13 protein-coding genes are annotated in these 15,215 nt (G+C 73.6%); 6 read left to right on the plus strand and 7 right to left on the minus strand.

What is annotated here, in order from left to right:
• Positions 1–3: 3 nt before the first annotated feature.
• Positions 4–657, minus strand: a complete 654-nt coding sequence (locus OG898_RS02145) for a response regulator transcription factor (RefSeq protein WP_112451148.1) — start codon at positions 655–657, stop codon at positions 4–6.
• A gap of 270 nt (positions 658–927) precedes the next feature.
• On the opposite strand from OG898_RS02145, the gene OG898_RS02150 reads away from it, so the two are divergent.
• Positions 928–1,101 carry a hypothetical protein gene (locus OG898_RS02150; RefSeq protein ID WP_250742937.1) on the plus strand — a complete coding sequence of 58 codons (174 nt, stop codon included), beginning with the start codon at positions 928–930 and terminating at the stop codon, positions 1,099–1,101.
• A gap of 145 nt (positions 1,102–1,246) precedes the next feature.
• On the opposite strand, the gene OG898_RS02155 is transcribed toward OG898_RS02150, so the two are convergent.
• Together OG898_RS02155 and OG898_RS02160 are read right to left on the minus strand one after the other, a co-directional pair.
• Positions 1,247–2,047, minus strand: a complete 801-nt coding sequence (locus OG898_RS02155) for an inositol monophosphatase family protein (RefSeq protein WP_266960030.1) — start codon at positions 2,045–2,047, stop codon at positions 1,247–1,249.
• 82 nt (positions 2,048–2,129) lie between these two features.
• Entirely contained in the window at positions 2,130–3,305 is a 1,176-nt protein-coding gene (locus tag OG898_RS02160) for a ferrochelatase (protein WP_250742938.1), read from the minus strand.
• Between the two features lie 170 nt (positions 3,306–3,475).
• On the opposite strand from OG898_RS02160, the gene OG898_RS02165 reads away from it, so the two are divergent.
• Together OG898_RS02165 and OG898_RS02170 are read left to right on the plus strand one after the other, a co-directional pair.
• Positions 3,476–4,738, plus strand: coding sequence for an MFS transporter (locus OG898_RS02165; RefSeq protein WP_266954634.1), 1,263 nt, complete (start codon positions 3,476–3,478; stop codon positions 4,736–4,738).
• Entirely contained in the window at positions 4,683–6,017 is a 1,335-nt protein-coding gene (locus tag OG898_RS02170; protein ID WP_250742940.1) for a D-arabinono-1,4-lactone oxidase, read from the plus strand. The genes OG898_RS02165 and OG898_RS02170 overlap by 56 nt, the downstream gene beginning before the upstream one ends.
• Positions 6,018–6,035: 18 nt before the next feature.
• Here the strand turns inward: OG898_RS02170 and OG898_RS02175 are convergent, their stop codons facing one another.
• The gene (locus OG898_RS02175) at positions 6,036–6,878 is read right to left on the minus strand and encodes a hypothetical protein (protein WP_250742941.1); all 843 of its coding nucleotides are present in this window, start codon (positions 6,876–6,878) and stop codon (positions 6,036–6,038) included.
• A 538-nt stretch (positions 6,879–7,416) separates the two neighbouring features.
• Here OG898_RS02175 and sepH point away from each other — a divergent pair.
• On the plus strand, positions 7,417–8,433 hold the full coding sequence (gene sepH, locus OG898_RS02180) for a septation protein SepH (RefSeq protein ID WP_250742942.1): 1,017 nt from the start codon (positions 7,417–7,419) through the stop codon (positions 8,431–8,433).
• Between the two features lie 91 nt (positions 8,434–8,524).
• Here sepH and OG898_RS02185 read toward each other — a convergent pair whose 3' ends face one another.
• The gene (locus tag OG898_RS02185; RefSeq protein ID WP_250742943.1) at positions 8,525–9,385 is read right to left on the minus strand and encodes a sulfurtransferase; all 861 of its coding nucleotides are present in this window, start codon (positions 9,383–9,385) and stop codon (positions 8,525–8,527) included.
• A gap of 194 nt (positions 9,386–9,579) precedes the next feature.
• Between OG898_RS02185 and OG898_RS02190 the strand changes: the two genes are divergently transcribed.
• Positions 9,580–10,374: a VOC family protein gene (locus OG898_RS02190; RefSeq protein ID WP_250742944.1), complete on the plus strand. Its 795-nt coding sequence runs from the start codon at positions 9,580–9,582 to the stop codon at positions 10,372–10,374.
• A 19-nt stretch (positions 10,375–10,393) separates the two neighbouring features.
• Here the strand turns inward: OG898_RS02190 and OG898_RS02195 are convergent, their stop codons facing one another.
• On the minus strand, positions 10,394–12,895 hold the full coding sequence (locus OG898_RS02195) for an MFS transporter (RefSeq protein ID WP_266954637.1): 2,502 nt from the start codon (positions 12,893–12,895) through the stop codon (positions 10,394–10,396).
• Between the two features lie 274 nt (positions 12,896–13,169).
• Complete coding sequence (locus OG898_RS02200; protein ID WP_250742946.1) at positions 13,170–13,529, minus strand: metalloregulator ArsR/SmtB family transcription factor; 360 nt, start codon at positions 13,527–13,529, stop codon at positions 13,170–13,172.
• A gap of 133 nt (positions 13,530–13,662) precedes the next feature.
• On the opposite strand from OG898_RS02200, the gene OG898_RS02205 reads away from it, so the two are divergent.
• Positions 13,663–15,024: an MFS transporter gene (locus OG898_RS02205; protein WP_266954639.1), complete on the plus strand. Its 1,362-nt coding sequence runs from the start codon at positions 13,663–13,665 to the stop codon at positions 15,022–15,024.
• Positions 15,025–15,215: the final 191 nt, after the last annotated feature.

Raw genomic sequence — 15,215 nt, forward strand, 5'->3', positions numbered from 1 at the left:
GCGTCAGATCCGGTAGCCGGAACCGGGGACGGTCACGATGACCGGCGGCTCCCCGAGCTTGCGGCGCAGCGTCATCACCGTCACGCGCACCACGTTGGTGAAGGGGTCCGTGTTCTCGTCCCACGCCTTCTCCAGGAGCTGCTCGGCGGACACGACCGTGCCCTCGCTGCGCATGAGGACCTCCAGCACCGCGAACTCCTTCGGCGCCAGCTGCACCTCCTTGCCCTCGCGGAACACCTCGCGCCGGTTCGGGTCCAGCTTGATCCCCGCGCGCTCCAGTACGGGGGGCAGCGCGACCGTGGTGCGCCGGCCGAGGGCCCGTACCCGGGCGGTCAGCTCGGTGAACGCGAAGGGCTTGGGCAGGTAGTCGTCCGCCCCGATCTCCAGGCCCTCGACCCGGTCGCTCACGTCGCCGGAGGCCGTCAGCATGAGCACGCGGGTGGGCATGCCGAGCTCGACGATCTTCCGGCACACGTCGTCGCCGTGCACGAGCGGGAGGTCCCGGTCGAGCACGACCACGTCGTAGTCGTTCACTCCGACGCGCTCCAGGGCCGCGGCGCCGTCGTACACGACGTCCACGGCCATGGCCTCCCGGCGCAGTCCGGTGGCCACCGCATCGGCGAGCAGCTGCTCGTCCTCGACGACGAGTACGCGCACGTCGTTTCCTTCCTCAGAGCCCGTCAGGGCAGGTGTGTCATGTGGCCTCCATCCTGCCCCTTTCGCCGGTAAACCGGCTGTAAGACGCCGCAGGCGGGTGCTCGGGCGGTGACTGCGGCCGTGGCTCCGGGGACGGAAGTGAGGATTCCCTCGCCTCACGAGGTTTCTGGGTCCAACGCGGCGGGGAGGACGACTTCACACCCCGAACACCTCCCTGACGGCGCACTGCCACGTGCCGCCGCCGACCCACGAAGAGGGGGCGAACCCACCATGGACGCATTCACCGCGGGTCTCCTGCAGCGCATCAGGAGCACGCAGTCGGACCTCAGGCAGGCTCGCGAGACGGGCGACGACTTCCTCGCGGAAGTGGAACAGGCGGAGCTGGAAGACCTCCAGCGCATCGCAGCCGATCACGGCGTTCCGGTCACCGTCTCCGCCTGCTGACTCCAGCTGCCGGTAGTCATCCACCGGCTCGTGCACACCCCCCGGACCCCGGAGGCCGCCACCCGGCCGCCGGGGTTCCTTCACGTCCGGGAGCACCTCCGGGGCCCGCCCGGGGCCTCCCCGGGGCCCGCGGGCGCGCCCGAGCTCAGTCGTGCCAGGCCCCGGCTTCCTCCAGCAGCGGCCGCAGCGAGGCGAACACCGCGGGGGTCGCGGCGATCGCGAGCTCGCCCGAGGCGGGCTCCCCGGGACGGCCGCCCGTGACCGCGCCGGCCTCCCGCGCGATCAGCTCTCCCGCCGCCAGGTCCCAGGGGTTCAGCCCGCGCTCCCAGTACCCGTCCAGCCGTCCGGCGGCCACGTCGCACAGGTCGATCGCCGCCGACCCGCCGCGCCGGACGTCCCGTACCAGCGGGATGATCCGCTGCGCGACGTCCGCCTGGTGCGCCCGCCGGCTCTGGACGTACGCGAACCCGGTGCCGATCAGCGCCTGGTCCAGCGGAGCGGCCGGCCGGCAGGCGAGGCGGGCGCCGCCCAGCCAGGCACCGCGCCCCAGCACCGCGTGGTACGTCTCCCCGCGCATCGGCGCCGCCACGACCCCGGCCACCGTCTCCCCGCGGTACTCGGCCGCGATGGACACGCCCCAGGTCGGCAGCCCGTAGAGGTAGTTCACCGTGCCGTCCAGCGGGTCGATGACCCACCGCACGCCGCTGGTGCCGGCCGACTCCGAGCCCTCCTCGCCCAGCAGCCCGTCCTCGGGCCGCCGCTCCCCGAGGATGCCGGTGATCAGCTTCTCGGCCGCGATGTCCATCTCGGTCACCACGTCGATCGGGCTCGTCTTGGTCGAGGCGACCGCCAGATCGGCGGGCCGCCCGTCCCGCAGCAGCGCGCCCGCCCGGCCGGCCGCCTCCAGGGCCACGTCCAGCAGTTCGGTCTTCAGCTCTTCGGAGATCACGCCGGGCTCCCGTTCATCGACTTCTGCGGACTTCACTGCACACACCGGACCGGGGACACCGGACCGGGCACACCGGCGGCTACGCGTACGGGCTGTCCACGCCCGCCGCCGCGGGCCGGGGCCCGCGCGCCGGGCAGCAGCCCACGGCGCACAGGTCGTGGCTCGCTCCGAGCAGGCCGAGCGCGCAGCGCTCCACGGCCTCCCCGCGTTCCGCCGCGGCCCGCTCCAGCACGAGGTCCCGTACCGCCGCCGCGAACCGGGGGTCGGCGCCGACCGTGGCCGAGCGGGCGATGGGCAGCCCCAGCTCGGCGGCCTTCGCCGTCGCCTCCGTGTCGAGGTCGTACAGCACCTCCATGTGGTCCGAGACGAAGCCGATGGGCACCATGACCACCGCGGGGGCGCCCGCTCCGTGCAGGGCCTCCAGGTGGTCGCAGATGTCCGGCTCCAGCCACGGGATGTGCGGGGCGCCGCTGCGCGACTGGTAGACGAGCTCCCAGGGCAGCTCGGTGCCGGTCTCGGCGCGGACCGCGTCGGCGATCAGCCGCGCGACGTCCAGGTGCTGCTTGACGTAGGCCCCGCCCTCGCCGCCCGCCGTGTGCTCCTCCACCGGGCCGGAGGCGTCCGCGGCCGCGTTCGGGATGGAGTGCGTGGTGAAGGCCAGGTGCGCCCCGGCGCGGACCTCCTCGGGCAGCGAGGCCAGCGAGGCCAGCACCCCGTCGATCATGGGCTGCACGAAGCCGGGGTGGTTGAAGTAGTGCCGCAGCTTGTCGACCTGGGGCAGGTCGGCCTCGGCCACGCCCTCCTCCACGAGCAGGGCGAGCGCGTCGGCGAGGTTCTCGCGGTACTGCCGGCAGCCCGAGTACGAGGCGTACGCGCTGGTCGCGAGCACCGCGATGCGGCGGCGCCCGTCGGCGGCCATCTCGCGCATCACGTCGTTCAGGTACGGGGCCCAGTTGCGGTTGCCCCAGTAGACCGGCAGGTCCAGCCCGTGCCCGGCGAAGTCCTTGCGCAGGGCGTCCAGCAGCTCGCGGTTCTGACCGTTGATCGGGCTGATGCCGCCGAAGCCGAAGTAGTGCTGCCCGACCTCCTTGAGCCGCTCGCGCGGGATGCCGCGGCCGCGCGTGACGTTCTCCAGGAACGGCACGACGTCGTCGGGCCCCTCGGGGCCGCCGAAGGACAGCAGCAGGAGGGCGTCGTAGGGGGCGGCGGGGCCTTCGGCCGAGCCGGCGGCGGAGGCGCGGAGCTGGTCAGACATGCTTCGAATCCTGCCACCCGCCGCCGTCCCGCGGAAAACAGGCCCGTCCTGCGGGACCGCTCCGCCGGGGGCCGGGACCCCCCTCCCCGCCCCCCGCGGCTTCGTCAGGCGGGCGGCCCGGGTGCGGCCGTAACCTGTATGGGCCAATGACGTCCCTTACGGAGGGCACCTTGCCCAGTCCCTACCGCGCGATCTTCGCCGCCCCCGGGAGCCGGGGCTTCAGCGCGGCCGGCCTCATAGGCCGGCTGCCGCTCTCCATGGTCGGTATCGGCATCCTGACGATGATCTCCGAGCTCACGGGCCGGTACTCGCTGGCCGGCGCCCTCACCGCCACGCTCGCGCTCTCCGCCGCCGGGATCGGCCCGCAGGTGTCCCGCCTGGTCGACCAGTACGGCCAGCGCCGCGTCCTGCGCCCGGCGAGCCTGCTGGCGATCCTCGCCATCTCCGGGCTGCTGCTGTGCGCGGCCAACCACGCGCCCGACTGGACCCTGTTCGTCTTCGCCGCGCTCGCGGGCTGCGTACCCAGCGTGGGCGCGATGATCCGGGCCCGGTGGACGGCCATCTACCGGGACTCGCCGCGCGAACTGCACACGGCGTACTCCCTGGAATCCGTCCTGGACGAGGTCTGCTTCATCTTCGGGCCGATCCTCGCCATCGGGCTCTCCACCACCTGGTTCCCCGAGGCGGGCCCGCTGGTCGCCGGGGTCTGCCTGCTCGTGGGCGTGTGGTGGCTGACCGCGCAGCGCGCCACCGAGCCCGCCCCGCACCCGCGCGGCGAGGACTCCGACCGGACCTCGGCGCTGCGCTCCCCCGGACTCCAGGTGCTGGTGGCCACGTTCGTGGCCACCGGGGCCATCTTCGGCTCCATCGACGTGGTCACGCTGGCCTTCGCCGAGGAGCAGGGGCACAAGGCGTGGGCGAGCTTCATCCTCGCGATCTGGGCGGTCGGGTCCTGCCTCGCCGGCATCGTCTTCGGCCTGCTCCACCTCAAGGGCAAGGCCGAACGCAGGTGGGTGCTGGGCATCTGTGCGATGGCCGTGAGTATGATCCCCCTCCTACTGGCCGGGAACCTTCCGTTTCTGGCCGTGGCGCTCTTCGTTTCGGGCCTCGCCATCGCTCCCACGATGATCACCACGATGGCCCTGATCGAGGCGCACGTACCACGCGCGAAGCTGACCGAGGGGATGACCTGGACGGGCACCGGGCTCGCGGTCGGGGTCGCGCTCGGGTCCTCCGTGGCCGGCTGGGTCATCGACGCCGCCGGCGCGAGGACCGGGTACGTCGTCTCCATCTCGGCGGGGGCCGCCGCGGCGGCGGTTGCGTTCGCGGGTTACCGCCGGCTGACGAGGCCGGCGCAAGGGGAGGAGCCTTCCAACGATGGCGACGACGGGGACAGCAGGCAGCAGCGGGACACGGACCGCCGCGTGGCATAACTGGGCGGGCAACGTCAGCGCCACGCCCGCGCGCGTGGTCACCCCGGCCTCGGTCGGGGAGCTTCAGGAGGCGGTCCGCCGGGCCGCCGGGGACGGGCTGAAGGTGAAGGCGGTCGGCACCGGCCACTCCTTCACCGCGGCCGCCGCGACCGACGGCGTACTGATCCGCCCGCAGGCGCTGGCCGGGATACAGGCGATCGACCGGTCCGCCGGCACCGTCACCGTGGCGGCGGGCACGGTCCTCAAGGACCTCAACCTGGCCCTCGCCAAGGAGGGCCTGTCGCTCACCAACATGGGCGACATCATGGAGCAGACGGTCTCGGGCGCCACCAGCACCGGCACCCACGGGACCGGCCGCGACTCGGCCTCCATCGCCGCCCAGATCCGCGGCCTGGAGCTGGTCACGGCGGACGGACAGCTGCTGGCGTGCTCCGAGAAGGAGAATCCCGAGGTCTTCGCGGCGGCCCGGCTGGGCATCGGCGCGCTCGGCGTCGTCACCGCCCTCACCTTCGCCGTGGAGCCGCTCTTCTTCCTGACCGCCCGTGAGGAGCCCATGGCCTTCGACCGGGTGACCGCGGAGTTCGACCAGCTCCACGCGGAGAACGAGCACTTCGAGTTCTACTGGTTCCCGCACACCGGCAACTGCAACACCAAGCGCAACAACCGCAGCCAGGGCCCGGCCGCCCCGCCCGGAGCGGTCTCCGCCTGGGTCGAGGACGAGCTGCTGTCCAACGGCCTCTTCCAGGCCGTCAACTCCTTCGGCCGCGCCGTCCCGGCGGCCATCCCCTCCATCGCCCGGATCGCGAGCCGCGCCCTGTCGGCGCGCACCTACACGGACATCCCGTACAAGGTGTTCACCAGCCCGCGCCGGGTGCGGTTCGTGGAGATGGAGTACGCCCTTCCGCGCGAGCGCGTCGTCGAGGCACTGCGGGAGCTGAAAGCCATGGTGGACCGCTCCGGGCTGCGGATCAGCTTCCCGGTGGAGGTGCGGACGGCTCCGGCGGACGACATCACCCTGTCGACCGCCTCGGGCCGCGAGAGCGCGTACATCGCGGTGCACATGTACAAGGGCACCCCGTACCAGGCCTACTTCACGGCCGCCGAGCGGATCTTCACCGAGTACGGCGGGCGCCCGCACTGGGGCAAGGTGCACACGCGGGACGCGGAGTACTTCGCCGGGGTGTACCCGCGCTTCGGGGAGTTCACCGCGCTCCGGGACCGGCTGGACCCGGACCGGGTCTTCGGCAACGACTACCTGCGGCGGGTCTTGGGCGACTGAGCCCGGGGGACCGATCCCTCAGGGGGCCGGCGATTCCTGGCCGGTCCCCGGCGCCGGGGACTTCGGGGGCGTGCTGCTCGGCGAAGGATCGGGCTTCGGGGGCGTGGTGCTCTGCGAGGGATCGGGCTTCGGCGGGGTCGGGCTGGGGCTGGACGACGGGTCGGCGGACGGCGAGGTGTCCGGGTCGGGCTTCGGGCTCCGGCCGCCGTTCGACGGCGAGGAGCTCGGGGAGGTCCCGGTGTCCGGGGTCTTCCCGCCCTTCTCCCCCGTGCCGTTGCCCGTGCCCCGCTCCTCCTTGGGCGGGTCGGGCTTGTAGTCGCGGGCCTTGCCGACTCCGGCCGTGAAGATCGTGTCGCCGCCGGCGCTGACCGAGGTGCCGGCCACGGCCTCGTAGGTTCCGAGGCCGCCGAGCGCTATGGCGAAGGCCGCCCCGGAGGCCAGGGCCGTCCGCTTCCAGCCCCGCATCCGGGTGCCGTGGACCGTGCCCGCGCCGAACTCCTCGTCGGACGGCGGGCCGCCGACGGAGACGGTGCCCAGCAGCATCGTGCCGTCCGGCGCCCGCCCCGCGGGAGCGGACCCGGGCCCGTCCACGGGGACCTGACGGGCCTTCGGCCGGGCCGACTCGCGCAGCTGGTCGCCGGTGCGGCGGAAGAAGTGCTGGATGACGGGTCCGCCCGCGGTGGCCACCACGCTCACCACGCCGGCGCCGAGGATGGTCCCGTAGACGCCCATCTGTGAGGCGAGCAGGGCCGCCGCGACCGTGGCGAGGGAGGAGCCCGCGACCTGAGCCGCGCTCAGATCGAGCTTCTTCTTCTCCTTCTCCTGCTCCGGTCCCACGTCCAGCACCGTCTTCTGACCCATCGCCATCCCCTGCGTGTCCTGCCCCTCGCGCTCCAACGCCTTCTCCCGTTACTGACACGTCAGCGAAACGGATAGTTCCGTTTCCGGAGATTTTGTGAAGGAAGACACCCGAAAACGGGCGCGCGTGCAGGTCCGGCCGGATATGGACCCGATCGAGGGCAGCCCAACTCCCGCCGTCCGGGACAAGTTCGGCGGCGCGGCGGTCCACCCAGGTGGCCCGAATGGAGTACTGTGGCGAGCCCTGGGGCCGTCCTTCCTTTCGGATGTCCGGACTCGGGAGAGGGGGCCGGCTGATGGAAAAACGGCACTCGAGACCGGCGATGCCGCGGTATTGCACGGGATCCTGCTGCGCACAGTAATCATTCGGTCACTGTGCGTGCCCAACAGGTAACCGTGCCATAACAGCGATCAAGGGCGCATGCCCGACACGCCGGTTTAACTCGGCAAGGTAGTGGCAGGCTGCACCCGGGCAGGCCACACTCGACTAGCGGAAGCAGCGACGCACGTGACGTCGGCAGGCACCACCCGGGAGGTCCCCATGCCCGAACTGCGTGTCGTGGCCGTCTCAAATGACGGCACACGACTGGTGCTCAAGGCTGCGGACAGCACGGAGTACACGCTTCCGATCGACGAGCGTCTCCGGGCTGCCGTGCGCAACGACCGTGCGCGCCTGAACCAGATCGAGATCGAGGTGGAGAGCCACCTCCGCCCCCGCGACATCCAGGCCCGCATACGGGCCGGTGCCTCCGCTGAGGAGGTCGCTCAGCTGGCGGGCATCCCCGTCGACCGCGTACGCCGCTTCGAGGGCCCCGTGCTCGCCGAGCGCGCGTTCATGGCGGAGCGGGCCCGCAAGACCCCCGTGCGCCGGCCCGGCGAGAACACCGGACCCCAGCTCGGCGAGGCCGTGCAGGAACGGCTCTCGCTGCGCGGCGCCGAGAAGGAATCCGTCCAGTGGGACTCCTGGCGCCGCGACGACGGCACCTGGGAGGTCCTGCTGGTCTACCGGGTCGCGGGCGAACCGCACTCGGCGAGCTGGACGTACGACCCGCCGCGCCGGCTGGTCGTGGCCGTGGACGACGAGGCCCGCTCGCTGATCGGCGAATCGGACGACCTGCCGGCGACCCCGGAGCCGAGCTTCCCGTTCGTGCCGAGGATCGCGCGACTGCCCCGCGACCGGCCGCTGGACCGGGCGCTCGACCGCCAGATGGAACGCCCCACGGCTCCCGCTCCCCCGCCGGAGCCGGAGCCCGAGGAAGAGCGGGACACGCTGACGGCACTGCTGGAGGCGGTACCGAGCTTCCGCGGCGACCTGGTGGTCCCGGAGCCGGTGACCGAACCGGAGGTGGAGGAGCCGCCCGCCGCTTCGGCGTCGGCCGGTGCGGGTTCCGCGTACGCGGACGTCCTGATGCCGCGCACCGTGGCGGGACACCGGGACCGGCTGACGGGCACGACCGACCGGCAGGCGGAGGCCGACGGGGTGCGGCCCGGCCGCCGCGCGGCGGTGCCGAGCTGGGACGAGATCGTCTTCGGCACCCGCCGCAAGAAGCAGGAGTAGGCCCGGACCCGTCCGGTCCGAGGCGGCGGCGGACACCACCACCGCCTCGGACCGGCTCCGGTCCTCGGACCGGAGCCGGTGCAGTCCCCCGCTAGCCCGGCAGCTCGCCGACCGCGACCTCGCGCGCCGGGTCCGCCGACCATTCCGACCAGCTGCCCGCGTACAGCGCTGCCGGGATGCCCGCCGCCGCCAGCGCCAGGACCTCGTGGGCCCCCGAGACGCCCGAGCCGCAGTACACCCCGACCGGGGTGGCGGTCTCGGCGTGCACGCCCAGGCCTTCGAAGCGGGCCCGCAGGGCGTCGCGGTCCAGGAGCAGGCCGTCGGATCCCGTGTTCTCGGTGGTCGGCGCCGACAGCGCTCCCGGGATGTGGCCCCCGACCGGATCGATCGGTTCGACCTCGCCCCGGTACCGCTCGCCCGCCCGTGCGTCCAGCAGCACACCCGTCCGGGCCAGCGCCGCCGCGCCGTCCGCGTCCAGCAGTCCGATGGCACCCGGATTTGGCTTGAAATCACCCTCGCTCACAGGAGTGACCTCGGCCGACAGCGGACCGTCACCGGCCTGCCATGCGGCCAGTCCCCCGTCCAGGACCCGCACCCGCGGGTGACCCGTCCAGCGCAACAGCCACCACGCGCGCGCCGCCGCCCAGCCCAGGCCGCCGTCGTACACGACCACGGGCGTGTCCGACGAGACTCCGGCCCGCCGCATCACCGCCCCGAACTCCTCGGGATCCGGCAGCGGGTGCCGGCCGCCGGAGCCCGCCTGGCCTGCCAGTTCCGTGTCGAGGTCGACGTAGACCGCGTTCGGGAGGTGTCCGGCCTCGTAGGCGGGCCGCAGGTTCGGGCCGCCGAGCTGCCAGCGGACGTCGAGGAGCACCGGGGGCAGCGGGCCGGCCAGCTCCTCCTTCAGGTCGGCGGCGGAGACGAGCGGTGAGCGGGGCGGGTTCGCAGTCATGCGGGCCATTTTGCTCCCCGGCGCACACCCCGCGTAACAAGCCGGACATCCACGGGGCCCGACGGGCCGCACTGATCCGGTCATCTCTCCCGGCTCCCGGAAAACCCGGCCGGTCGGGGCGCGCCGGGCCCGCCGGAGTGGAAGCATCAGCTCCGGGAAGGGTCACGAGCGTGACGACGGAGGAGACGGCTGACATGACCGAGGCATCGGAAGCAACGCGGCGCACGCCCGGCACGCCGTGCTGGGCGAGCCTGATGGTGCACGGCCTCGGTACCACCGAGGATTTCTACGCCGACTTGTTCGGCTGGGAGTACGAGCCCGGCCCCGAGCAACTCGGTCCGTACGTCCGGGCCATGCTCGGCGGGCGCGAGGTGGCCGGCATCGGCGAGATGCCCCCGGACCGGCAGCTCCCGGTGGCCTGGACCACGTACCTCGCCACGGACGACGCCGACGCCACGGCCGAATCCATCCGCTCCTGCGGCGGCACCGTCGCGGTGGGCCCGCTCGATGCCGGGGTCGCGGGACGGGTGGCGATCTGCTCGGACCCGCTGGGCGCGATCTTCGGGCTCTGGCAGGCGGCCTCCCACCTCGGGACCCGGCTGGCCGGGGGGCCGGGCACCCCGGTCTGGCACGAGCTGGTCACGCAGGACACCTCGACGGTCGGCAAGTTCTACGAGCACGTCTTCGGCCACGAGGCCCGCGCGCACGCGGGTGCGGGCGAGGCCGCCGAAGACTTCGACTACCTCACCCTGTCCCTGCAGGGCGTGCCGGTGGCCGCCGTGCACGGGGTCGGCCGCTCCCTGCCCCACGACCGGGGGCCGCACTGGATGACGTACTTCGAGGTGGAGGACACCGACGCGGCCGCGGCCCGGGTCCAGCGGCTCGGCGGCGGGATCGTCCAGCCGCCGCGCGAGGGCCTGAGCGGCCGGCTGGCCGTGGTCACGGACCCCGAGGGCGCGGTGTTCACGCTCGTACGCGGCCGGGGCTGAGGCCCCGGCCCCACCGCCCCTAGCGGAGCGGCTCGGCAGGCTGCCGTACGGCGCTGCGCGGGGCCCTGGCGTTGACCATCAGACCCGCGAGCACCGCGGCGAGCAGCACGCTGCCGAGCGCCCACCAGAGGGTGTCCGCGTATCCGCGCAGCCGGTCCTGGAAATCCACCGCGGAGGATTCGGCGAGGGCCACTGCGAGCAGTACGACGCCGATGGCTTCGCCGAGCTGCTGGGCCGTGCCGATGACCCCGGCCGTCGCACCGGCCTGCCGGGGGGCGATTCCGGCGGTCGCGACGTCGAAGACCGGCACGTAGGCCAGTCCGATGCCGAGGCCGATGAGGATCGATCCGGACAGCACCACCGGTACGGACGGCCCGCCGGATTCGAGGCCGGTCAGGACCAGCAGTCCGGCGGCCGTGAGCGCCATCCCCACCGCGATCAGGATTCCGGGCGCGACCCGGGGCGTCAGCCGGGCGGACACCTGGGTGGACCCGACGAGGATTCCGGCGGCCATGGGGAGGAGGAGCAGGGCGGCGCCGTCCGCCGAGTAGCCGAGGACCTCCCGGATCCAGAAGTTCAGGAACGAGAACAGCAGGAGGGTGCCGATGCCGGCCAGGAACACGACGAGGAGCGCGCCGAGCCGGTTGCGGTCGCCCAGGACGCGGCCCGCGAGCACCGGGTTCGGCGTCCTGCTCTGCTGCCAGAAGAAGGCGCCGAGCAGGACGGCTCCGCCCACCAGCGGGAACAGCACGAGGGGCACGGTCCACCCGTGCGAACCGCCCGCGTAGAGGCCGTAGACGAGGGCGGCGAGGGCGGTGGAGCCGAGCAGGAGGCCGGGCGCGTCGAGGCGGGCGCCGGCCGGGTCCGGGCGGTCGCGCGGCAGGGCCAGGGCGACGACCAGGGCGATCACGGCGATGGGGACGGCGACGTAGAAGCTCCACCTCCAGACCAGGTTGTAGGCGAAGCCTCCCGCGAACAGCCCGAGCACCGAACCGCCGCCGGCGAGCGCGGCGTAGACCCCGAAGGCCCTGCCGCGTCCCCTGGGGTCGGTGAAGCCGGTGGACACCAGGGCGAGTGCGGCCGGTGTCAGCAGGGCGGCGAAGGCGCCCTGGAGGGCGCGGGCCGAGATCAGCATGGCGGAGCTGGAGGCCGCGCCCCCGAGGGTGCAGGCCACCGCGAATCCGACCAGCCCGATGATCACCGACTGGCGGCGCCCCACCCGGTCCACGACGCGGCCGCCGAGCAGGAGCAGCGCGCCGAAGACCACCCAGTAGGTGACGAACACCAGGTCCATGCCGTCGTATCCGAGGCCGAACTCGGCGTGGACCAACGGCATCGCCAGGTCGAAGACCGTCCCTTCGAGCAGCACCACCAGCTGCACCAGGGCGGCCACGACCAGGCCCCGCCGGCGCCGGGTGTGCGGATCGGCGGGGGCCACGGCCGCCTCGGGCGGGGGGAGGGGCCACCCGTCGGCGGGTGTGGCCGCCGGGGACGGGCCGAAGCCCTGCGCGGGGCCGTAGGGTGCCGGGGCCGTGGGGGCGTACGCGGGCGGCGGGGGGAGCTGGGGGCGCGGGGAGGGGACCCGGGGGTCCTGCGGCGCGGCCGGGGCTTCGTCGAGCGGCGCGGGGGCGAAGTCCAGCAATTGGGCCGCGTGGCGGCCCAATTGGGCCAGGACCTGGCCCGGCAGCCATTCCCCGGGCTGGTCGGCGGCCGTACGCTCGGCCACCTGTGCGGGGGTCGGCCGCAGGGTCGGGTCCTTGTGCAGGCAGTCGCGGACGAGCTCGACGAGCTCCTCCGGCACGCCGGTCAGGTCCGGCTCCTCCTCGGCGACCCGGAAGAGGTGGGCGTTCAGGCCGGTGTCGGCGGCGCCGAAGAGGAGCCGTCCGGTGGCGGCGTAGACGAGGACGGCTCCGAGGCAGAAGACGTCGCTGGCGGGGGTGAGTTCGCGGCCGCGGACCTGCTCCGGCGACATGAAACCGGCCGATCCGATCAGCATGCCGGTATGGGTCAGCAGGCTGTCCCCGGCGAGGCTGTCCATGGCTCGGGCGATGCCGAAGTCGATGACGCGCGGGCCGTCGACGGTGATCAGGACGTTGGAGGGCTTGAGGTCGCGGTGGATCAGGCCCGCCTCGTGCACGGCCTGCAGGGCGAGGGCGAGCCGGTTGGCGAGGGTGCGCACGGAGTGCTCGGGCAGCGGCCCGAAGTCCTTGGCGACCACGGCGTGCAGATCGGGCCCCGGGATGTACCGGGTCGCCACCCAGGGCACGGCGGCCTCGGGGTCGGCGTCGAGCACGGCCGCGGTCCAGCTCCCGCCCACCCGCCGCGCGGCGGCCACCTCCCGGGCGAAGCGCCTGCGGAACTCCGGGTTGCCTGCGTACTCGGCCTGGACGACCTTCACGGCGACGGTGCGCCCGCCCTCGGACCGGCCCAGGTAGACCAGGCCCATGCCGCCGGCCCCCAGCCGGGCGATCAGACGGTACGGGCCGATACGGGGCGGGTCTTCGACGATCAGCTGATCCACGGGCCGAGGATAGGGGAGCCGTCCCGCACGCGGGGGTGCATCGGCGGAATTCCGCCGAGCGGCTTCAGGAGCAGTCCGCGCAGGCCGGCGAAGCGTTCAACGCCCTGATCTGCCCTCGTCGTACCCGCGGTCGGTCCTCGGCGCCGGCGTTGGGTGCGCCGTCCAGGGCGAGGACCGCCACCAGGGCGGCGCCGACCGATCATGGAGAACGTCCGGTTGCCGGCGGCGGCTCGCGCGGGGACCGCTCGGGGCACCGGGCGCGCCGTCGCGGGAGTCAGTTGTGCGGGGCCGTTCCGCTGACCCGGTGGTCGGCGTGGCTGAGGGCTTCCAGGACGAGTCGGCGCAGATGCCCGTCGCGCAGGCTGTAGTGGATGCGCCGGCCTTCGCGGCGGGTGTCCACGAGGCCCGCCAGCCGGAGTTTCGCCAGGTGTTGGCTCACCGCGGTCCTCGACGCGTCGCACCGCTCGGCGAGCGAGCCGACGTCCGACTCCTCCCGGGCGAGCAGCCACAGGAGGTGCAGCCGGGTGACGTCCGAAAGCATCGCGAAGACCTCGGTCGCCTCGATGAGGCGCGCCCTGTCGGGATCCCGTAGGTGCGCATCGGGTGCAGGTGGCTGGGGTTCGCGAGCGGGCATACCCCACAGAGTAGGTCGCTCCGGGAAGGGCCGGGGCGTCGGAGGAGCCGCAATCCACCAGACATGTGCGCAGGTGCGCATGTGTGGATACATTGGAGGCCCCGCCCCACCACCCGGCCCGGAGAGGGATCGCATGCCGAGCGTCCTGCGCGACCGCACCTACCGCCGCCTGTTCGGCGCCCAGGTCATCGCCCTGACCGGCACGGGCCTGGCCACCGTGGCCCTCGGGCTGCTCGCGTACGACCTCGCGGGCGCCGACGCGGGCTCGGTGCTCGGCACGGCGCTCGCGATCAAGATGGTGGCGTACGTGGTCATCGCCCCGGCGGTCGCCGCGGTGGCCGACCGGCTGCCGCGCCGGGCCCTCCTGGCCGGCTCCGATCTGGTCCGGGCGGGGGTCGCGCTCGTCCTGCCGTTCGTGGACCAGGTGTGGCAGGTCTACGTCCTGATCTTCCTGCTGCAAACCGCCTCGGCCGCCTTCACGCCCGCCTTCCAGGCCCTGATCCCCGAGGTCCTGCCGGAGGAGCGCGACTACACGCGGGCCCTGTCGCTGTCCCGGCTCGCCTACGACCTGGAGAGCCTCTTCAGCCCCGCGCTCGCGGCCGCACTGCTGTCGGTGGTCGCCTACGACCGGCTGTTCCTCGGTACGGCGGCCGGATTCCTCGGCTCGTCCGCGCTCGTGCTGTCCGCCGTCCTGCCCCGCCGGGCGCGGGCCTGCGCCGGGTCCGGGCCGGGTGCGTACGCCAAGGCCACCGCGGGGACGCGCCTGTTCCTCGGCGCTGCGCAGCTGCGGTCCCTGCTGGCCATGAACCTCGCGGTCGCGGCCGCCGGAGCCGTGGTCACGGTCAACTCCGTCGTGTACGTCCGGGATTTCCTGGGGCTGTCCCCCGAGTCCGTCGCCCTCGCCCTCGGCGCGTACGGAGCCGGGTCCATGTCCGTGGCGCTGGCCCTGCCGCGGATCCTGGAGAACCGCCCGGACCGGCGGGTGATGCTCACCGGCGCCCTGCTGCTCCCCGCGGCGTTCGGCGCCCTCGGCGTCATCACCTCGGCGCACGGCGGCGGTTGGCGGTGGCCCGCGCTGCTGGGCACGTGGGCGGTGTTCGGGGCGGCGTGCTCGATGGTGCTCACGCCCGCCGGCCGGGTGCTCCGGCGGGCCGCGCCGGAGGGGGACCGCACCGCGGTGTTCGCCGCCCAGTTCTCCCTGTCGCACGCCGCCTGGCTGCTGACCTATCCGCTCGCGGGCTGGGTCGGCGCGAAGGCCGGGCTCGGGTGGGCGACGGCGGCGCTGGGCGCGGTCGCGCTCGCCGCCGCGGCCCTCGCCGCCCGCCTGTGGCCGGCCGGGGCGCCGACGGAGGAGGCCCGGGGCCACGTACACGAGCACGAGCACCGCGGACTGACCCCCGGGCATCCGCACCTCCGCGGGGCGCGCCCGGCCGGAGCGGGGTGGCGGCACAGCCACCACCACTTCACGGACGAACTGCACGCCGCCCACGGCTGAGCCGGGGGCGAGGGCGAGAGCGAGGGCGACCGAGCCGACGGCTTAGGGCCGACGGACTGAATTCGATCACCCGTTAGTCATAAGCGATCACACCGGCCGCACCCTTTCTGCCTATTTGTGTGAATAGATCACCGCACTGGTCCTCCTTGGGGCGAGTCCTCCTTCCCCGAAGGGCAGCCGATGCGACGTGT

Origin of the sequence: Streptomyces sp. NBC_00193 (genome assembly GCF_026342735.1) — a bacterium.
GTDB classification, from domain to species: Bacteria; Actinomycetota; Actinomycetes; order Streptomycetales; family Streptomycetaceae; genus Streptomyces; species Streptomyces stoeckheimensis.